Consider the following 18,283-nt stretch of genomic DNA (forward strand, 5'->3'; position numbering starts at 1 on the left):
GACGAGGGCAGGGGCATGACCACCGCATCCGTTCCGCTTCCCGCCTGGATCAATTACGGCCTCATCCCCCTGCTCAATCTCATCCTGGCCTTCTTCTTTTCCGGTCTGGTCGTCTGGGCGATCGGCGAAAGCCCGTTCGAGGCGCTGCAGCTGCTGTTGATCGGCGCGCTCGGCCGTGGCGAGGGCATCGGTTTCACGCTGTTCTACACGACGAGCTTCATCTTCACCGGTCTTTCGGTGGCGGTCGCGATCCATGCCGGCCTGTTCAACATCGGTTCGGAAGGCCAGGCCTATCTCGGCGGTCTTGGTGCGGCGCTGGTGGCGCTCGCCATGGACCGCTATGTGCCCTGGTATGTCACCATGCCTTTCGCGGTGATCGGCGCTGCCCTGTTCGGGGCGGCCTGCGCCGCCATTCCCGCCTGGCTGCAGGCCAAGCGCGGCAGCCATATCGTCATCACCACCATCATGTTCAATTTCATCGTCTCGTCGCTGATGAACTACATGCTGGTGCGGGTGCTGATCGTGCCTGGCAAGATGGCGCCGGAAACCCGTACCTTCTTGCCCGGCGGTCAGCTTCCCAAGCTCGATTGGCTGATCGCCATGTTTGGCGGCAAGATCGGCGCGGCACCGCTCAACTTCTCGTTCCTGATCGCGCTGATCATGTGCTTCCTGGTCTGGGTACTGATCTGGCGCACCAAGCTCGGCTACGAAATGCGCACGCTCGGCATCAGCCCGACGGCTGCGAGTTACGCCGGCATCCGCTATTCCAAGATCGTCATGATCACCATGCTGATCTCCGGCGGTCTTGCCGGCATGATGGCGCTGAACCCGGTGATGGGCGCTTCCGCCCGCCTGCAGATCGAATTCGTCGGGGGCGCCGGCTTCGTCGGCATCGCCGTCTCGCTGATGGGCCGCAATCATCCGGCAGGTATCATCCTGGCGGCGCTGCTCTTCGGCATTCTCTACCAGGGCGGGGCCGAACTCTCCTTCGACATGCCGGGCATCACGCGTGACATGATCGTCGTCATCCAGGGCATGGTGATCCTGTTCGCCGGGGCACTGGAATACATGCTACGCCCGTCCATCGTCCGGCTCTACCAGCAGCTCACCGGGAAGTAGGCTCATGGATTATTTCGATATTTTCATCAGCATTCTCGGCTCGGCGGTTCGCCTTTCGATCCCGCTTCTGTTCACGGCGCTTGCCGGCCTCTTTTCGGAACGCGCCGGCATTTTCGATATCGGCCTGGAAGGCAAGATGCTGGCATCCGCCTTCGCGGCAGCCTGCGTCGCCTACTGGACCGGCAATGCCTGGTTCGGCCTGCTCGGCGGCATCGGCGTCTCGATCGTATTTTCGTTCGTGCACGGCTTTGCCTCGATCACCAATCGCGGTAACCAGATCGTCTCCGGCGTGGCGCTGAATTTTGTGGCTGCGGGTCTGACGATCGTGCTCGGCCAGGCCTGGTTCAGGCAGGGCGGGCGCACCGGCCAGGTTCCACCTGAAGGCCGCTTCTCTTCCATCGTCCTGCCGGGCGCCGACATGATGCGCGACGTGCCGATCATCGGCCCGCTTTATGCCAACGTGATCTCCGGCAACAACATCCTCACCTACATCGCCTTCCTGATGGTGCCGATCTCCTGGTGGGTTCTCTATCGCACCCGCTTTGGGCTGCGCCTGCGCGCCGTCGGTGAAAATCCGGGTGCGGTGGATACCGCCGGCATTTCGGTTGCCTGGATGCGCTATCGCTCGCTGATCGTCGCAGGATTCCTCTGCGGTTTCGCAGGCACCTATCTGTCGATCGCCCAATCGGCCGCCTTCATCAACAACATGTCGGCCGGCAAGGGTTACATCGCGCTCGCGGCGCTGATCTTCGCCAAGTGGAAACCGGTGCCGGTCATGCTCGCCTGCCTGCTCTTCGGTTTCCTCGATGCGTTCGCCAATTTCATGCAGGGCAAATCGCTGCCGCTGATCGGCGAAGTGCCGGTACAGATCTTCCAGGCGCTGCCCTATATCCTCACCTGCGTATTGCTCGCCGGTTTCATCGGCACCGCCCGCCCGCCCAAGGCCGGCGGCGTGCCCTATACCAAGGAGCGCTGATCAGATGTCTCACGATCTTTTCGAAGCTGCCCGCGACGCGATGTCCAAGGCTCATGCCCCCTATTCGAAGTTCCCGGTGGGTGTGGCGATCCGCGCCGATGACGGCAAGGTCTATCTTGGCGCCAATATCGAGAACATCTCCTTCCCCCAGGGCTGGTGCGCCGAGCCGACGGCGATCGGCGCAATGATCATGGGCGGCGGAAAGAAGATCGTCGAACTGGCGGTGATCGCCGAAAAGCTGGCGCTCTGCTCGCCCTGCGGCGGCTGCCGGCAAAAGATCGCCGAGTTCGCCTCCGCCAATACGCGCATCTATCTCTGCGACGATCTCGGCGTGCAGAAGACCGTCACCATGGCGGAGCTTCTCCCTTATGCTTTCGAAACTGACGCGATCGGCTGAGGGGGCAGACATGAGGCAAGTCATCGATCTGCTCGTCGATCGCCTGGATGGCCTGGTGCCGCGCCACGCGGTCGTGCTCGGTTCAGGCCTCGGTTCGCTGGTGAACGAGGTGACGGAGGCCGTCCGCATCCCCTATGGCGCGCTCGACGGTTTCCCGGCGAGCGGCGTCACCGGGCATGCGGGTGAGATCGTCGCCGGTTATCTCGGAGCCGAGCCGGTCATCATGCTTTCCGGACGCGCTCATTATTACGAGCGCGGCGATGCCAAGGTGATGCGTTTTCCGATCGAGGTGATGAAGGGCCTTGGCGTCCAGTCGCTGATCCTGACCAACTCGGCAGGCTCCCTCAAGGAGGATATGCCGCCGGGCTCGGTGATGCAGATTTCCGACCACATCAACTATTCCGGTATGAACCCGCTGATCGGCGAGGAAGGCGACGGGCGTTTTGTCGGCATGACCACCGCCTATGATGCAGACCTCGCGCTCGACATGCGCAATGCGGCGATCCGTTGCGGTGTCCCGCTGTTTTCTGGGGTCTACATGTGGTTCTCCGGACCGAGCTTCGAGACGCCGGCGGAAATCCGCATGGCGCGCACGCTTGGCGCCGACGCGGTCGGCATGTCGACGGTACCGGAAGTCATCCTCGCACGCTATTTCGGGCTCAAGGTTGCGGCCGCGTCGGTCATCACGAATTTCGGCGCAGGCATGACCGGTGCGGAGCTCAGCCACGCGGAAACCAAGGACATGGCCCCCGTCGGAGGGCAGCGGCTGGCGGCTATTCTGAAAGAAATGTTGGCCTGATTACACGATGTATTTCAATCGGATACGTCCCGTGCGGCCGTGCGTCCCGCCGGTGTGGCTTGCATCTAATCGTTTGAACGGTAAATATGATCAGGCGCATGACCCAGAAGTCGAACAGACTTTGACCGGACCTGCGTCGCCTTTGAATTTACTGGGTCCCTGACGCGGCCAACGGTCGCGCGGCGCAGTAACCAAGCCGGGGAGGCACTCGACATGGAACTCCTGAGCCCGCGCGAGGCGGCAGCCTTCGCGCTATCGCTTCTCGACCTGACGAACCTGCGCGACGATTGCGACAATGCGGCTATCGAGAAACTGTGCCTGCGCGCCCAGACGTCTTATGGCAACACGGCGGCGATCTGCATCTGGCCGCGTTTCGTCGCCCATGCGCGCCAGATCTTAGGCCCCGAGCATCCGATCCGGATCGCGACCGTCGTGAATTTTCCGTCGGGCGATCTGGCCGTCGCGACCGTGGTCGAAGAGACGCGGCAGGCGATCAAGGATGGCGCCGACGAGATCGACATGGTCATTCCCTATCGCAAGCTGCTCGCGGGAGACGAGGCCGCGGTGACCGAAATGGTCGAGGCCGTCCGCGCTGCCTGCCCCGATGCGTGCCTGAAGGTGATCCTCGAGACGGGCGAGCTCAAGGACAGCGCGCTGATCCGCCGCGGTTCCGAACTGGCGATTGCTGCCGGCGCCGATTTCATCAAGACATCGACTGGCAAGGTCGCCGTCAACGCGACGCTCGAAGCTGCCGATATCATGCTGCAGGCGATCCGGGATTCGAAAAAGCGGGTCGGCTTCAAGCCTGCCGGCGGGATATCGACTGTTGCCGACGCCGATCTCTACTTCCGGCTTGCCGAAACGATCATGGCTCCGAACTGGATCATGCCGTCCACCTTCCGGTTCGGCGCATCCAGCCTGCTTGACGATATTCTCGGCGTGCTGAGCGGCGGCACCACTGTCCGCGCATCAAGCGGCTACTGACAGGATGATCCCTCAGGAGATCATCCGTCGCAAACGCGACGGAAAAGTCCTCGCCGGCGAGGAGATCGCAGCCTTCATCGCGGCCCTGACAAGAGAGGAAATCTCCGAGGGCCAGGCGGCTGCCTTCGCCATGGCTGTCTTCTTTCGGGGCATGTCCCGCGATGAGACGGTAGCGCTGACGCTCGCCATGCGTGATTCCGGGACTGTCCTGAATTGGGACGGCCTTGGCCGACCGGTGGCGGACAAGCATTCGACCGGCGGCATCGGCGACAACGTCTCGCTGATGCTCGCGCCGATCGTTGCCGCCTGCGGTCTTGCGGTCCCGATGATTTCCGGCCGCGGGCTCGGGCATACCGGCGGCACCCTCGACAAGCTGCAGTCGATCCCCGGTTACAGCGTCATGCCGGACGAGATTTTGTTCCGCAAAGTGGTAGACGAGGTCGGCTGTGCCATTATCGGGCAGACGAGCGACCTCGCTCCTGCCGACCGCCGGCTCTACGGCATCCGCGACGTGACGGCGACCGTCGAATCGGTGCCGCTGATTACCGCCTCCATCCTCTCCAAGAAACTCGCGGCCGGGCTCGGCAGCCTCGTGCTCGACGTGAAGGTCGGCAACGGCGCCTTTATGGAAAGTCTGGAGGAGGCCGAAACGCTGGCCCGCTCACTGGTCGACGTGGCGAACGGTGCCGGCGTGAAGACGGCAGCGTTGCTCACCGACATGAACCAGCCGCTCGCCGATGCGGCCGGCAATGCGCTCGAAATCGCCAACTGTCTCGATTTCCTCGCCGGACTGAAAGCCGGTACGCGGCTTGAAGCCGTCGTTCTGGCGCAAGCCGCGGAAATGCTGGTTCAGGCAGGTGTGGCGCGTGACCTGTCGGCAGCCGAGGAGAATGCGCGACTGGCCCTGAGTTCCGGCGAAGCTATAGAGCGTTTCGCCCGTATGGTCCATGCGCTCGGAGGGCCAGTGGATTTCTGCGAGCGGCCGGATGTCTATCTGCAGCGCGCGCCGGTGCAGCTGCGTGTGCCGGCGCCGCGCGATGGATACCTTGCCGCCTGCGAGACCCGCGCCCTCGGCCTGGCCGTGGTCGAACTCGGCGGAGGCCGCAAGCGGGCGGCGGATCCGATCGATCATCGTGTCGGCATAAGCGCATTTTTGCCGCTCGGTAGCCCGGTGTCGGAAGGCGAGCCGATCGCCATGGTACATGCCAGAACTGAAGAGGACGCCAAGCGGATCGCCGAGGATGTCGCGCGTTTCTACACGATCTCAGATGCTCCGGTCGCAGCCGCGCCGGTAATCCTCAAGCGCGTCGGCTGATCACTGGATCAGCTTCAGGTTCCCGCCTTCCACCTGGAAGGATTTAAGCTTCTTCAAGAAACTCATGCCGACCAGGGTACCGGTCAGCGCCTTGTCGCGCAGCACGAAGGCATCGACGTCCTTGACGCGGACGCCGCCGATCTCGATCCGGTCGAGGACCACGTGCGCCGCCTCGGTGCCGCCATTGGCGGTATTGACCGTGTAGCGAAAATCCAGGCCGTTGGCGCTGTAGCCCAGCTTGCGGGCCGTGCTCTCGTTGATCGCCACCAGGGATGCCCCGGTATCCACGAGGCCGTCGACGGATTTGCCGTTCATTCGGAACGTGCCGTTGAAATGTCCGCGTCCATCCACTTCCAGCGTCACGCTGCCGGACGTCACGGAGACAGGGGTCGCCTTTGCGGGCGCTCCGACGGCGGCCATCGCCTCCGGCGGATGGTCGGCACGCTGGATCATCGCTGGGATCTGTGTCGCCAGCAGCGCCGCTACGGCGGCAAAAATGACGGTGCGCAGGAGCATGAACAATCCTCTCGGCATGAACCGGATATCCGCTTCCTGCATAACCGGAAAACCATAAGAAAACGGCCCGCGAAATCTTCGCAGGCCGTTCATTTCAAAGCTTGGTAAGCGAATTCTAAATTAATTACTTGGTACCGTACATGCGGTCGCCGGCGTCACCGAGACCGGGCACGATATAGCCATTTTCGTCGAGATGGCTGTCGATCGAGGCCGTGTAGATCTTCACGTCCGGATGCGCCGCGCGGAAGTTGGCGATGCCCTCGGGCGCTGCAAGCAGGCAGAGGAAGCGGATATTGTGCGCTCCGCGTTCCTTCAGCTTGTCGACTGCGGCGATCGAGGAGTTGCCGGTCGCCAGCATCGGATCGACAACGATGATCAGCCGCTCTGCGATATCGTCCGGCGCCTTGAAGTAATATTCGACCGGCTGCAGCGTCTCGTGGTCGCGGTAGACGCCGATATGCGAGACGCGGGCCGAGGGCACCAGTTCCAGCATGCCTTCCAGAAGCCCGTTGCCGGCACGCAGGATCGAAGCGAAGACCAGCTTCTTGCCCTCGACGACCGGCGCTTGCATTTGCGTGAGCGGCGTCTCGATGGTTTCCATGGTCAGTTCGAGGTCGCGGGTTACCTCGTAGCAGAGCAGCATCGAGATTTCCCGGAGCAGCCGCCGGAAACCCGCCGTCGAGGTTTCCTTCTTGCGCATGATCGTCAGCTTGTGCTGCACCAGCGGATGATCAATGACAGTGACGCCGTTCATGAGCTTCCCCTTATTGTTTGCCTGTCTCTTCATTCAGGAAAAAGGCCGGTTCCGCAACCCATCAGGCGCGTATGGCCGCCTCATCCCCAGCCTCTGATCCAGCCTGTGCGTCGAACCGGGCGATCAGCTTTGCCCTTGTCTCTTCGTCCACGAAGGCAGCTTCGATCGCCGTGCGCGTCATCTCATCGATCTCGTCATCCGGCATTCCCATGATCGCCGAAGCGATCTCGTATTCGCGGGCGAGCGAGGTGTGGAAGAAGGGAGGGTCATCGGAATTGATGCAGACCCGCACGCCGGCGGCCTTGAGACGTTTCAGCGGGTGGCTGTCGAAATCCGGAAACACGTTCAGCGCGATGTTCGAGCCCGGGCAGACCTCCAGCACGGTGCCGAGCTCGACAAGCCGTTCCACGAGTGCCGGATCCTCGATCGCCCGGACGCCATGGCCGATCCGGGAAGGCTTCACCAGGTCGAGCGCGTCGGTGACGCTGAAGGCACCGCAGACCTCGCCGGCGTGGATGGTCAGGCCCAGTCCGGCATCGCGGGCGATATCGAAGGCGCGGGCATAGTCGGCGACGCGGCCCATGCGTTCCTCGCCGGCCATGTTGAAACCGGTCACCAGCGGGTTTTTCGCCCGTGCCGCATATTCCGCGGCCGAGATCACCCGGTCCGGGCCGAAATGCCGTTCACCCGTTACGATGATCCGCGCCTCGATCCCGGTTTTCTCACGCGCCGCATGGATGCCGTCGCAGATGCCGGCAAGATAGGCATCGGCGCCGAGCCCGATCCGGTCTCCGTGATCGGGCGAGACGATGATTTCGCTGTAGATCGTGTTGGCGGCGGCGAGTTCCAGAAGATAGGTCTCGGTCAGCAGCGCGTAGTCGTCAGCCGTTCTGAACAGGCTGGCAACCGCATCGTAGCAGACGAGAAATTCGGAAAAGTCCGACCAGGCGTAGGCACCGTCACGCAACACCTTGCTCGCATCGACGCCATATTTCCTGGCTTGGCTTGCCGCCAGTGCCGGCGGCGTGGCGCCTTCGATATGGCAGTGAATCTCGGCCTTGAGGAGGTGTTTGGTCAAAGGAAGCTCCATCCGTTGGGCCCGAGCGGGATCGAGAGATGCGCGGCAATGGTTTCGGCAATGTCCGAGTAGCTTGACCTGATCCCGATAGAGCGGGAGCGGATGCCCGGCCCGAACGCCATGACCGGCACCCGCTCGCGGGTGTGGTCGGTGCCGCGCCAGGTCGGGTCACAGCCATGATCGGCAGTGAGGATGACGAGGTCGCCCGGCTTCAGCCGCCGATGGACGTCCGGCAGGGCGCGGTCGAAGGCTTCGAGCGCCGCGGCATAACCCGGCACGTCCCGGCGATGGCCGTAGAGCATGTCGAAATCGACAAAATTGGTGAAAACCAGATCGCCCAGTGCCGCCTCGTCCATGGCGGCAAGGGTCGCGTCCATCAGCGCCGCATTGCCGTTCGCCTTGATGACGCGCGAAACGCCTTGGTGGGCGAAGATGTCGCCGATCTTGCCGATGGCATGCACCGAACGACCGCCTCGGATCAGCCGGTCGAGCAATGTCGGCTCCGGCGGAGGCACGGAGAAATCACGGCGATTGCCGGTGCGCTCGAACGTCTCTGCCGTTTCGCCGAGGAAAGGCCGCGCGATCACACGGCCGATATTCATCGGATCGAGCAGCACTCGGACGGTTTCGCAGAGCCTGAGCAGCCGCTCGAGGCCGAAATAAGTCTCGTGGGCGGCAATCTGGAAAACGGAGTCCGTCGACGTGTAGCAGATAGGCTTTCCAGTACGGATATGCTCTTCCCCGAGCCGGGCGATGATTTCGGTGCCGGATGCGTGGCAATTGCCCAGAATGCCCGCAATGTCGCCTTCACGGCAGATGGCATCCACCAGTTCGGGAGAGAAGGCCTCGCCTTCGGTCGGGAAATAACCCCAATCGAACATCACGGGCGTCCCGGCGATTTCCCAATGGCCGGAGGGCGTATCCTTGCCGCGGGAAATTTCGTTGGCCGCGCCGTGCAGGCCGAAGATCCGCTCCGGCATCGGCATGCCGGCGGGATAGTCGCCGCTGGCAAGCTTGGCGATTTCCAGAAGCCCGAGCGACGACATGTTCGGCAGATGCAGCGGGCCTTCCCTGAGGCCCGCCCGGTCGCCGACGCCGGCCACGCAGAACTCCGCTATATGCCCGAGCGTGTTGGAGCCCAGATCGCCATACTCGTCCGCATCCGGGGCGCCGCCCACGCCGAATGAATCAAGAACGAACAGGAAGGCACGCGCCATCAGTCACCCGGAAGTTGGAATATCGCCAGCCGACGGTTCTGCTGGCCGGCTCGAATCGGGATTCATATAGCCGTGCGCGCGTATTGGCAAAGGGGATAACGTCCGATGCGCTTCAGCAATTGGTGCAGTTGACACTGTCTCCGAGGCGCTGGCGGTAGAAATACTCCCGCGAAATAGTGAGGTCCCGAACACTGTTCGGCAGGAGACCGGGCATGAACATCAGGAGTTCATGATGAACTGAGACTTCCGCCCGGACAAGGAAGGAATTGGCTAGGTGCATATCGGCCGGCACTTGGACCGCGGACCCGATCGCATAGGGCCTGCCATCTTTATCGTCCCAGGACCAGGCAACGGTCGGATTGCCAGTGGCATCGAGTGTCACCCCCGTGACTTTGATGCTGAGCGTGTTGGGCGTATAGGGCGCAAACAGACTTGCGGTCACGTCCTTCATCGTCATGAGGATCGTCTTGTCGACGCTCGTTTCCCGGGTCACCAGATCGGCGATGGTGCTGGCGCTACGCGTCACCCGCTTGGAGACGCTGAGTCCGATGGTGATCTCGAAGGACGTGATATAAAGGCTGAGAAGCAGCGGCGCGATCAGGGCGAACTCCACGGCACCAACGCCGCGCCGGTCAGCCACCAGCTGCTTGAGGCGGGTCAACATGCCCGGATATCGCGTCCGCGGCTGCCGCTTTTGCTGTTCCATCACGGATAGTCCTCGGCTCGGAAGGCGGATGTTTCGACGATCAGGAAATAGTTCGGACGCCCGCCGCCCTCAGGTCGCACATTGGTGATGTAGGGCCGGATCAGATCGGTGATGACGTCCCAACGGTAATAAGCCCGCAGCATGTTGATGCTTTTCGCGGGGCCTGGCGCATAGGCGAAGGAAGACGTATCGAGTTCGCCGAAAGCGTTGCCGGAGGTCGAACGCGGAATTGTCGTCGGAATGAGTGCAAAGGTGGCGAACGAGCGGACATCGAGCAGAAGTTTATCCGGCGTCGCGATTTCCTCCTCGCTGCACTTGATCATGATCGATATTTCGTCGCAGAAGGCGCGGCGGAATTCTGTTTGGGTCTTGTCGGTGCCGCGATTGAGCCCATAGGTGATGTTGCCGGTCCTGAGCTTGCGCGCCATCGTGTCGACGGCATTGGCGACAAGCTGTTCTCCCGTATAGGCGATGAAAGTTTCGACGATCGCGAAGACGATCAGGAAATAGGGAATGGCCAGCAACGCGAATTCGATTGCGGCAGCGCCGTCCTTGGAGCGGGCAATCCGCCGCCACGCGCCCTTGCCTCTTATAGGCATAGGCGCCCTGCTTTTGGTATCGTCATAATCCTGGCACATGGTTCCCGTCCGACAGCTCGGCTTGAGCGTGCCGATCCTATGGCTGGATTATTGAGATTCCGTTGCGGCGATACACAGCAGTTTAACCATCTGTCCCCGATCAGGGCGTAGCGGTGTTCTTGAACTCCGCATGCTGCTCGCAATTGGGTGTGCAGGAAAGGATGGAACGTTCGGTTTGCCGGAAGACGCGCACCGTATTCCCTTCGTCGATGGAGACGAGGACGCGTTCATCGGCAATCGCATTGCCCTCGGCGTCCAGCAGCACGAGATTGGTGGTGCCGAAGCTGCGGCCGGTCAGGACGATGGTGGTGGAATCCGCAACGGTGGCATCGGCCACGTTCGAGTTGCCGACGATGACCTTGCTGACCGGCCTGTCGAGTTTAAGCACGCGCGCGTGGTTCATGAATACGCGCAGAAGGTCCCCCTGGTCCTGCGCCGCCGATGGTCCTGCGCCCGCGAAGACGACACCGCATATGGCGAGGAGTCGGACCATGACGCTACGGAACAGCATTGGAGGGGCCTTCAGGTGAGATTGTTATCTGCGCAAGGATGGCTGCGATTGGTGAATGAAGGGTTAAGTGGCACAGAAGGCGGTTCTCGGTCTTGTCTTAACCACTGGCGATTGACCGGGATTGCAACCCATGGAAGCGAATTTCAGACTTCCTGCATGCAAATTAAGGTTCTGTAAAAAAATGCACATTAGCAGATTATGAGCAGAAGCGGGTGGTCGCTCGAATGCAAGTTTTGTTCTTTCCTGTTCGTTTACCACGCAACCGGCAATCCTCCGTTAACGGCTCGGTAACGATGTTCCTTAAGCCGATGGCAATCGTCCCTCTGTAGGTTTCAGTCATCCGAACAACGGAAAACAGTTGTCGGGAAGTGCTGAACAACAAATGTGGAGTAGGAGAGTTCCATGACCAAGATTTTCGCTCGTTTCATGAAAGATGAGTCTGGTGCGACGGCCATCGAGTACGGCCTCATCGCAGCCCTCATCTCCGTCGCTCTGATCGCTGGTGCAACGACCCTCGGCAATTCGCTGAGCACGACTTTCACCACAATCTCTGGCAAGATGACCACAGCTGAGACCACTGCGGCGAGCCGATAATTCGCCCGATTGGTTGATATTGCGTGAAGCCGCCCGCAGGGGCGGCTTTGCCTATTTGAAGCTCTACGCCTTTGCAGCCTTCGGCATGCAAATCTCGGGATGGAGAACGAATGGCAAGCATGATTGTTGCGTTTCTGGTTCTGTCCATCCTGCCGCTCGGACTGGCGCTTGCCGCTATCTCTGATCTCGTCACGATGACGATCCCAAACCGGGTATCGGCAGCCCTTGTCGCCTCCTTTCTCATCCTCGCGCCGCTCTCAGGTCTCGCATGGCCGGAGATAGGCATGAGCCTCGTTGCCGGGCTCGCCGTATTCGGTGTCTGCTTCGGCCTATTCGCTTTGAATGTCATGGGCGGCGGCGATGCCAAGTTGCTGACCGCGGCTGCGATCTGGTTTGGCTTCAATCATTCGCTTCTAGTCTTCCTGGTCACCGTCGGTTATGTCGGCGGCGCTGTGACCCTTGTTTTCCTGCTCTTGCGCTCGCAGGCGGGGTCGGTCATGGCCATGGGTATTCCCCTCCCGCCATCCCTCGTCAACGCCAAGAAAATCCCCTACGGTATCGCCATCGCGATCGCCGGCTTCCTGACCTTCGAGCAGGCACCGATCCATCTCCTGGCCATGAAGGCGTTTCAATAAAGGTTTCAGCGGTTGAAAGATCGCGTTAACCAGAATTGTAAGCTTCTCATTAACTATAATTACACCATTGAAGGCCATTCTCCGGGAAGTTAGTGTTCCCCCAAGGAATGGCCATGAAGCCCACCCGTATCATTATTCTAGCGGTTGCCGTGGTGGCGGCGGGCCTCGCCGGCATGCTCGCCATGCGCCTTTCCGGCACGAAGGCCCCCGAACTGGTGGAAACCGTCATCCAGAAGGAGCCGACGGTCAAGGTGCTCGTTACGGCTGAGAACCTGCCCGTGGGCAGCCGGCTGAACGATAAGTCGATGGCATGGATGTCCTGGCCCTCGAGCGGCATCGTCGATGGGTTCATCACCGATTCCACGCGCCCGAATGCCATGACCGAGCTTCAGGGCGTCGTCGTCCGCATGCCGATGTTCAAGGGCGAGCCGATGCGCGCCGAGAAGATCGCCGACTCATCCAGCCGGATCATGTCCTCGCTGCTGCCATCCGGAAAACGGGCAGTCGCTACTGAAATCTCGGTTGCGACTGGCGCCGGCGGCTTCGTGCTGCCGAATGACCGCGTCGACGTCATCATGGTGCGAGAGAACAAGGACAACGGCAACTACATTACCGAAAACATCCTGAGCAACGTTCGTGTCCTCGCAATCGACCAGCAGGTCCAGGAGAGCGAGGACGGCAAGAAATCCGTCGTCGGCACGACGGCGACGCTGGAACTGACGCCGGACCAGACAAAGGTCATCGCCGTCGCCCAGCAGATGGCTCAACGGCTGACGCTCGCGCTGCGCTCGGTCGCGGATTCGCAGGAGGCCGACACGGTAGCCCCGGACTATTTGCTGCATGGGGGGGATGGCAAGGCGGATATCCAGGTCATCAAGTCGGGGGCGATCGTCAAGAGCACGGCGACGGCGGAGCAGGCGAAATGAACGGAGCGTTCAAGTGAACAGTCTGAAACTCAAGATTCGTAGCTCGGCAGCGGCAGGCATGGCTTTTTGCCTCGCCTTTTCCGGCGTTTCGCTGAATATCGCCCCGATCAGCCTTCAGCCGGCGCAAGCTCTGGCGGCCGAAAACAGCGTCGTGCGTATCACAGAAGGCGGGCCCGGAATACGCAAACGGCTTCAACTCGGTCTCAACAAGGCACTGGTTGTCGACCTGCCGTCCGATGCCCACGACATTCTGGTCGCCGACCCGAGCATGGCCGACGCGGTGACGCGCACCTCCCGCCGTATCTACCTTTTTGGCAAGACCGTCGGCCAGACCAACGTCTTCGTGTTCGGACCCAACGGCGAGGAAATTGTCAGCCTGGACGTGGCTATCGAGCGCGATATTTCCGGCCTCGAACAGAACCTTCGCCGGTTCCTGCCGGAATCGAACATCAAGGTCGAGATCATCTCCGACAACGTCGTGCTGTCCGGCAGCGTGCGGACGCCGCAGGATTCGGCGCAGGCGGAGAAGCTGACCAACGCCTTCCTCAAGGGCGGTGAGGCGACCACCCGCAATATCACGGCTCAGGGCAATAACGGTGACGCGGATATCTTCGCCGAGACCCGGCAGCAGTCCCAGATCGTCAACCTCCTGACGATCGAGGGCGAGGATCAGGTCACGCTGAAGGTGACCGTTGCGGAAGTCAGCCGGCAGGTCCTGAAGCAGCTCGGTTTCAATGGCTCTGTCACCGGCCCCAAAGGCTCGATTTCCTTTGCCAATCCCGCCAATCTCGGAAATGCCGTCGGCTTGGCTGCTCAAGGCATCATGTCCGGCAACATCGGGAATGTCGGCCTTTCGACTTATATGAACGCCATGGAACAAGCGGGCGTCATGCGCACGCTTGCCGAACCCAGCCTGACCGCCATATCCGGCCAGCAGGCGAAATTTTATGTGGGCGGCGAATACCGCCTGCCTGGCCAGCAGGAAGTCGATGGCCAGGCGGGTACTGTCACGCAGACGGTCGACACCGTCGATTATGGTATTGAACTGAACTTCAAGCCTGTCGTTCTGTCCCCCGGGCGTATCAGCCTGGTGATCGAAACCAACGTGTCGGAGCCGACCTACGAAGGTTCTGCCGTAACGGGCAATGGCGCTTCCCTGCGGGTTCCGGGCAACACCTACATGTCGATCCGCAAGCGCGAGGCTTCGACCACGGTCGAATTGCCATCCGGCGGCTCCATCGTCATCGCCGGCCTGGTGCAGGACAATGTCCGACAGGCAATGTCCGGCCTGCCGGGTATTTCCAAGGTTCCGGTGTTCGGGACGCTTTTCCGCAGCAAGGACTTTATCCGCAACGAAACCGAACTCGTGATCATCGCGACGCCTTATCTGGTCCGTCCCGTTGCGCGCAACGAGATCGCCCGGCCGGACGACAACTTCAATCCGGAAAACGATGCCGCGACCTTCTTCCTGAACCGCGTCAACAAGATCTACGGCCGTAAGGAACCCGTCGCGGCGGGCCAATATCACGGCGCCGTAGGCTTTATCTACAAGTGAGCGGTCATGGACATTGAAACCCAGAAACTATCGGCCGAAGGACAGGATGCCATGACCAAGGGTAGAACCAGGTCCCGTCGCAGCGGGGTCGCCGCAGCTTTGGCGCTTGCCGTATCCGGCCTGCTCCTGTCGGCCTGCGGCAACAGCCAGCTCACCACCGGCTCCATCCCCGACGATTATCGCACCCGTCATCCGATCGTGTTGGCGGAAGGTCAGTCGACCCTCGATATTCCGATCGCCTCGGGTGATGTCCGCCTGACGACCGGGATGCGGGATACGGTGAAGGGCTTTGCGCAAAACTTCATGGCGTCGCCGGCCGGCGTGATGCAGATCCAGGTGCCATCCGGCTCGTATAATTCCGGTGCAGCCCAGCATCTGGCGGGCGATATCCGCCGCGAGCTGACGCGTTCCGGCATCAAGCCGCAGCGGATCCTGATGAGCAGCTACACTGCCTCGCCAAATGGCGATGCCGCGCCGATCCGGCTTTCCTACGTGACGACCAAGGCGATGACCGGCCAGTGCGGCGAATGGCCGGCAGACCTGTCAGACAACACGTTCGGCAACAAGAACTGGTACAATTTCGGCTGCGCCAGCCAGAACAATCTTGCAGCCCAGGTCGCCAATCCAACGGATCTCATCGCCCCGCGCGCCATAACGCCGATCGACGCCACCCAGCGCGCCAAGGTCATCAGCGACTACCGCACCGGCGGCACCGCCACGACGACGCCGTAAGCCAGTGAACCGGAGAACACGATGAGCGCGATCAACTACGAAATCCGCACTCCCGGCCAGGGTGAAGGGTTTGCCGAGGACGCCGATCGTCCGGGCGATTTCGACGCGCTGCGCCCGCTGCCGCGCATCTCTATCCATTCCTTCTGCGAAAGCGACGGGATGCAGCGCATGATGGATCGCATGGCCCGCGATCGCCGCATGGCCAAGGTCAACCTGCGTGTGACGATCGGCGGCACCAGCGCTGCCGCCAACATGTTTTCGTCCACCCCGACCCCGAACCTCATCATCCTGGAAACCGACGCCGAGCCTAAGAACCTGCTCCATGAGCTCACGCCGCTTGCGGAAGTGTGCGACCCCTCGACCAGGGTTATCGTCGTCGGCCGCTACAATGACATTTCGCTTTATCGAGAGCTGATCCGTAACGGCATTTCCGAATACCTCGTCGGCCCTGTACAGATGCCTGACATGCTGGCTTCGATCTCGGCGATCTTCGTGGATCCCGAAGCCGAGCCGCTTGGCAAATCGGTCGCCTTCATTGGTGCCAAGGGCGGCGTCGGTGCCTCGACCATCGCGCATAACTGCGCCTTCGGCATTTCGAACCTGTTCTCGACCGAAACCATCCTGGCCGATCTCGATCTTCCCTTCGGCACCGCCAATATCGATTTCGATCAGGATCCGGCCCAGGGCATCGCGGAAGCCGTCTTCGCGCCGGAACGTCTGGACGAAGTCTTCCTCGATCGCCTTCTGACCAAGTGCTCCGAGCATCTCTCGCTGCTGGCGGCTCCCTCGCTGCTCGATCGCGCCTATGATTTCGATCGCAACGCGTTCACGCCGATCATCGAGCTCCTGCAGCGCAGCGCGCCGATGGCCGTCCTGGATGTCCCGCATGGCTGGACGGAATGGACGCGGGCGGTTCTCTCGGAGGTCGACGAGGTGGTGATCTGCGCGGTTCCCGATCTCGCCAACCTGCGCAACACCAAGAACATGCTCGATGCATTGAAGAAGCTTCGCCCGAACGACCGTGCGCCGCATCTGATCCTCAACCAGGTCGGCATGCCGAAGCGTCCGGAGATCGCTCCGAACGATTTCATCGAACCATTGGAGATCGAGCCGATCGCCATCCTGCCTTTCGACGTGCTGTTGTTCGGCAATGCTGCCAATAGCGGCCGCATGATCTCCGAAATCGATGCGAAATCGCCTGTCGCCGAAACCTTCTCGCAGATCGCCCACATCGTCACGGGACGCGTCGCCATGAAGAAGGCGAAGAAGGGTGGCCTCGGCAAGATGCTCGGCATGCTCGGGCGCAAGAAGGCATAACACCAGGAAACCGGTATGTTTGGAAAACGCGGAAACGAGGGATTTGGGAAGAGCGGCAGCGTAGCGCCGCCGCTGCCGGCGGCACCTGCGCCTGCCGCGGCGCGGCCCGCCGCTCCGGAAATCCTTGCCGAGCCGGTGCGCGATCCGGTTACCCAGCGGCAGCAGATCTCTTCGCCGCCGCCGCTCGCGCCGCAATCCACCGCCCGCAAGCGCCCGGCGCGCACGGAACTCTATTACGACACCAAAAGCCAGGTCTTCTCGGCGCTGATCGATACGATCGACCTTTCCCAGCTTGCCAAGCTCGATGCGGAAAGCGCGCGCGAGGAAATCCGCGATATCGTCAACGATATCATCACCATTAAGAACTTCGCGATGTCGATCTCCGAGCAGGAGGAACTGCTCGAGGACATCTGCAACGACGTTCTGGGTTACGGCCCGCTGGAGCCGCTGCTCGCCCGCGACGACATCTCCGACATCATGGTCAACGGCGCCGGGCAGACCTTCATCGAAGTCGCCGGCAAGACGATCGAATCCGAAATCCGCTTCCGCGACAATTCCCAGCTCCTGTCGATCTGCCAGCGCATCGTCAGCCAGGTCGGCCGCCGCGTCGACGAATCTTCGCCGATCTGCGACGCGCGCCTGCCGGATGGATCGCGTGTCAACGTCATCGCGCCGCCACTCGCCATCGACGGACCGGCGCTCACCATTCGTAAGTTCAAGAAGGACAAGCTGAACCTCGACCAGCTCGTCAAGTTCGGCGCGATCACCCCGGAAGGCGCTGTGCTTCTGCAGGTCATCGGCCGCGTCCGCTGCAACATCGTCATTTCCGGCGGTACCGGTTCGGGCAAGACGACGCTGCTGAACTGCCTGACCAACTATATCGACAAGGAAGAGCGGGTCATCACCTGCGAGGACACCGCCGAACTGCAGCTGCAGCAGCCGCATGTGGTCCGGCTCGAAACCCGCCCGCCGAACATCGAGGGCGAGGGCGAGATTACCATGCGCGACCTCGTCAAGAACTGCCTGCGCATGCGGCCTGAGCGCATCATCGTCGGCGAAGTGCGCGGACCCGAAGTCTTCGACCTGCTTCAGGCGATGAACACCGGCCACGACGGATCGATGGGCACGATCCACGCCAACACGCCGCGCGAATGCCTGAGCCGTATGGAATCGATGATTGCCATGGGCGGTTATTCGCTGCCGGCCAAGACCGTGCGCGAGATCATCAGCGGATCGATCGACGTCATCATTCAGGCGGCCCGCCTGCGCGACGGTTCGCGCCGCATTACCCAGATCACTGAGGTGATGGGCATGGAAGGCGACGTGATCATCACCCAGGACCTGATGCGCTACGAGATCGACGGCGAGGACGCCAATGGCCGCCTGATCGGCAAGCACATGTCGACCGGTATCGTCAAGCCGCATTTCTGGGACCGCGCCCGTTATTACAACGAGGAAAAGCGCCTTTCTGCCGCGCTTGACGCGATGGAAAAAACCAAGAGCTGAGGAGCAGG

Annotated in this window: 20 protein-coding genes; 13 read left to right on the plus strand and 7 right to left on the minus strand. The window is 61.5% G+C overall.

Annotated features, from left to right (window positions below; translation table 11 throughout):
- Positions 1 to 15 precede the first annotated feature (15 nt).
- The 6 genes from ACSQ3G_RS21755 (at position 16) to deoA (ending at position 5,590) form a co-directional block, all read left to right on the plus strand.
- On the plus strand, positions 16 to 1,119 hold the full coding sequence (locus ACSQ3G_RS21755) for an ABC transporter permease (protein ID WP_105438765.1): 1,104 nt from the start codon (positions 16 to 18) through the stop codon (positions 1,117 to 1,119).
- A gap of 4 nt (positions 1,120 to 1,123) precedes the next feature.
- Positions 1,124 to 2,095: an ABC transporter permease gene (locus ACSQ3G_RS21760; protein ID WP_046638057.1), complete on the plus strand. Its 972-nt coding sequence runs from the start codon at positions 1,124 to 1,126 to the stop codon at positions 2,093 to 2,095.
- 4 nt (positions 2,096 to 2,099) lie between these two features.
- Entirely contained in the window at positions 2,100 to 2,492 is a 393-nt protein-coding gene (locus tag ACSQ3G_RS21765) for a cytidine deaminase (RefSeq protein ID WP_436111503.1), read from the plus strand.
- Positions 2,493 to 2,502: 10 nt separating this feature from the next.
- Complete coding sequence (locus ACSQ3G_RS21770) at positions 2,503 to 3,291, plus strand: purine-nucleoside phosphorylase (protein ID WP_436111504.1); 789 nt, start codon at positions 2,503 to 2,505, stop codon at positions 3,289 to 3,291.
- A 213-nt stretch (positions 3,292 to 3,504) separates the two neighbouring features.
- Positions 3,505 to 4,275 carry a deoxyribose-phosphate aldolase gene (gene deoC, locus ACSQ3G_RS21775; protein WP_436111505.1) on the plus strand — a complete coding sequence of 257 codons (771 nt, stop codon included), beginning with the start codon at positions 3,505 to 3,507 and terminating at the stop codon, positions 4,273 to 4,275.
- A 4-nt stretch (positions 4,276 to 4,279) separates the two neighbouring features.
- Entirely contained in the window at positions 4,280 to 5,590 is a 1,311-nt protein-coding gene (gene deoA, locus ACSQ3G_RS21780) for a thymidine phosphorylase (RefSeq protein ID WP_436111506.1), read from the plus strand.
- Here the strand turns inward: deoA and ACSQ3G_RS21785 are convergent, their stop codons facing one another.
- The 7 genes from ACSQ3G_RS21785 to ACSQ3G_RS21815 form a co-directional block, all read right to left on the minus strand.
- The gene (locus ACSQ3G_RS21785) at positions 5,591 to 6,106 is read right to left on the minus strand and encodes a TIGR02281 family clan AA aspartic protease (protein WP_436111507.1); all 516 of its coding nucleotides are present in this window, start codon (positions 6,104 to 6,106) and stop codon (positions 5,591 to 5,593) included.
- A gap of 124 nt (positions 6,107 to 6,230) precedes the next feature.
- Positions 6,231 to 6,860 (minus strand): uracil phosphoribosyltransferase, encoded by a 630-nt coding sequence (gene upp, locus ACSQ3G_RS21790; RefSeq protein ID WP_046667258.1) that lies wholly within the window; start codon positions 6,858 to 6,860, stop codon positions 6,231 to 6,233.
- 61 nt (positions 6,861 to 6,921) lie between these two features.
- Entirely contained in the window at positions 6,922 to 7,938 is a 1,017-nt protein-coding gene (locus ACSQ3G_RS21795; RefSeq protein ID WP_436111508.1) for an adenosine deaminase, read from the minus strand.
- Positions 7,935 to 9,155, minus strand: coding sequence for a phosphopentomutase (locus ACSQ3G_RS21800; RefSeq protein WP_436111509.1), 1,221 nt, complete (start codon positions 9,153 to 9,155; stop codon positions 7,935 to 7,937). The genes ACSQ3G_RS21795 and ACSQ3G_RS21800 overlap by 4 nt, the downstream gene beginning before the upstream one ends.
- A gap of 112 nt (positions 9,156 to 9,267) precedes the next feature.
- Complete coding sequence (locus ACSQ3G_RS21805) at positions 9,268 to 9,861, minus strand: TadE/TadG family type IV pilus assembly protein (RefSeq protein ID WP_436111510.1); 594 nt, start codon at positions 9,859 to 9,861, stop codon at positions 9,268 to 9,270.
- A complete protein-coding gene (locus tag ACSQ3G_RS21810) occupies positions 9,861 to 10,499 on the minus strand; it encodes a TadE/TadG family type IV pilus assembly protein (RefSeq protein WP_436111511.1) in 639 nt (212 codons plus the stop codon). Before ACSQ3G_RS21810 ends, ACSQ3G_RS21805 begins: the two co-directional genes overlap by 1 nt.
- Before the next feature lie 100 nt (positions 10,500 to 10,599).
- Entirely contained in the window at positions 10,600 to 11,010 is a 411-nt protein-coding gene (locus tag ACSQ3G_RS21815; RefSeq protein WP_245441167.1) for a pilus assembly protein N-terminal domain-containing protein, read from the minus strand.
- A 402-nt stretch (positions 11,011 to 11,412) separates the two neighbouring features.
- Between ACSQ3G_RS21815 and ACSQ3G_RS21820 the strand changes: the two genes are divergently transcribed.
- The 7 genes from ACSQ3G_RS21820 (at position 11,413) to ACSQ3G_RS21850 (ending at position 18,275) form a co-directional block, all read left to right on the plus strand.
- A complete protein-coding gene (locus ACSQ3G_RS21820; protein ID WP_436111512.1) occupies positions 11,413 to 11,604 on the plus strand; it encodes a Flp family type IVb pilin in 192 nt (63 codons plus the stop codon).
- Between the two features lie 119 nt (positions 11,605 to 11,723).
- Positions 11,724 to 12,239: an A24 family peptidase gene (locus ACSQ3G_RS21825; RefSeq protein WP_436111762.1), complete on the plus strand. Its 516-nt coding sequence runs from the start codon at positions 11,724 to 11,726 to the stop codon at positions 12,237 to 12,239.
- Positions 12,240 to 12,352: 113 nt separating this feature from the next.
- A complete protein-coding gene (gene cpaB / locus ACSQ3G_RS21830; protein WP_436111513.1) occupies positions 12,353 to 13,165 on the plus strand; it encodes a Flp pilus assembly protein CpaB in 813 nt (270 codons plus the stop codon).
- A 13-nt stretch (positions 13,166 to 13,178) separates the two neighbouring features.
- Entirely contained in the window at positions 13,179 to 14,720 is a 1,542-nt protein-coding gene (locus ACSQ3G_RS21835; protein ID WP_436111514.1) for a type II and III secretion system protein family protein, read from the plus strand.
- A 51-nt stretch (positions 14,721 to 14,771) separates the two neighbouring features.
- A complete protein-coding gene (locus tag ACSQ3G_RS21840; RefSeq protein WP_436111515.1) occupies positions 14,772 to 15,452 on the plus strand; it encodes a CpaD family pilus assembly protein in 681 nt (226 codons plus the stop codon).
- Positions 15,453 to 15,473: 21 nt separating this feature from the next.
- Positions 15,474 to 16,769: a CpaE/TadZ family protein gene (locus tag ACSQ3G_RS21845; protein ID WP_436111516.1), complete on the plus strand. Its 1,296-nt coding sequence runs from the start codon at positions 15,474 to 15,476 to the stop codon at positions 16,767 to 16,769.
- Between the two features lie 15 nt (positions 16,770 to 16,784).
- Positions 16,785 to 18,275: a TadA family conjugal transfer-associated ATPase gene (locus ACSQ3G_RS21850; protein WP_436111517.1), complete on the plus strand. Its 1,491-nt coding sequence runs from the start codon at positions 16,785 to 16,787 to the stop codon at positions 18,273 to 18,275.
- The last annotated feature ends 8 nt before the right edge of the window (positions 18,276 to 18,283 follow it).

Source organism: Neorhizobium tomejilense, from assembly GCF_964254135.1.
GTDB lineage: Bacteria > Pseudomonadota > Alphaproteobacteria > Rhizobiales > Rhizobiaceae > Neorhizobium > Neorhizobium tomejilense.

What these genes read in the sequence shown, in the direction of transcription:
- ACSQ3G_RS21755 (WP_105438765.1), top strand. Translation starts at nt 16, where the DNA reads ATGACCACCGCATCCGTTCCGCTTCCCGCCTGGATCAATTACGGCCTC.
- ACSQ3G_RS21760 (WP_046638057.1), top strand. Translation starts at nt 1,124, where the DNA reads ATGGATTATTTCGATATTTTCATCAGCATTCTCGGCTCGGCGGTTCGC.
- ACSQ3G_RS21765 (WP_436111503.1), top strand. Translation starts at nt 2,100, where the DNA reads ATGTCTCACGATCTTTTCGAAGCTGCCCGCGACGCGATGTCCAAGGCT.
- ACSQ3G_RS21770 (WP_436111504.1), top strand. Translation starts at nt 2,503, where the DNA reads ATGAGGCAAGTCATCGATCTGCTCGTCGATCGCCTGGATGGCCTGGTG.
- deoC (WP_436111505.1), top strand. Translation starts at nt 3,505, where the DNA reads ATGGAACTCCTGAGCCCGCGCGAGGCGGCAGCCTTCGCGCTATCGCTT.
- deoA (WP_436111506.1), top strand. Translation starts at nt 4,280, where the DNA reads ATGATCCCTCAGGAGATCATCCGTCGCAAACGCGACGGAAAAGTCCTC.
- ACSQ3G_RS21785 (WP_436111507.1), bottom strand. Translation starts at nt 6,106, where the DNA reads ATGCTCCTGCGCACCGTCATTTTTGCCGCCGTAGCGGCGCTGCTGGCG.
- upp (WP_046667258.1), bottom strand. Translation starts at nt 6,860, where the DNA reads ATGAACGGCGTCACTGTCATTGATCATCCGCTGGTGCAGCACAAGCTG.
- ACSQ3G_RS21800 (WP_436111509.1), bottom strand. Translation starts at nt 9,155, where the DNA reads ATGGCGCGTGCCTTCCTGTTCGTTCTTGATTCATTCGGCGTGGGCGGC.
- ACSQ3G_RS21805 (WP_436111510.1), bottom strand. Translation starts at nt 9,861, where the DNA reads ATGGAACAGCAAAAGCGGCAGCCGCGGACGCGATATCCGGGCATGTTG.
- ACSQ3G_RS21810 (WP_436111511.1), bottom strand. Translation starts at nt 10,499, where the DNA reads ATGTGCCAGGATTATGACGATACCAAAAGCAGGGCGCCTATGCCTATA.
- ACSQ3G_RS21815 (WP_245441167.1), bottom strand. Translation starts at nt 11,010, where the DNA reads ATGCTGTTCCGTAGCGTCATGGTCCGACTCCTCGCCATATGCGGTGTC.
- ACSQ3G_RS21820 (WP_436111512.1), top strand. Translation starts at nt 11,413, where the DNA reads ATGACCAAGATTTTCGCTCGTTTCATGAAAGATGAGTCTGGTGCGACG.
- ACSQ3G_RS21825 (WP_436111762.1), top strand. Translation starts at nt 11,724, where the DNA reads ATGATTGTTGCGTTTCTGGTTCTGTCCATCCTGCCGCTCGGACTGGCG.
- cpaB (WP_436111513.1), top strand. Translation starts at nt 12,353, where the DNA reads ATGAAGCCCACCCGTATCATTATTCTAGCGGTTGCCGTGGTGGCGGCG.
- ACSQ3G_RS21840 (WP_436111515.1), top strand. Translation starts at nt 14,772, where the DNA reads ATGACCAAGGGTAGAACCAGGTCCCGTCGCAGCGGGGTCGCCGCAGCT.
- ACSQ3G_RS21845 (WP_436111516.1), top strand. Translation starts at nt 15,474, where the DNA reads ATGAGCGCGATCAACTACGAAATCCGCACTCCCGGCCAGGGTGAAGGG.
- ACSQ3G_RS21850 (WP_436111517.1), top strand. Translation starts at nt 16,785, where the DNA reads ATGTTTGGAAAACGCGGAAACGAGGGATTTGGGAAGAGCGGCAGCGTA.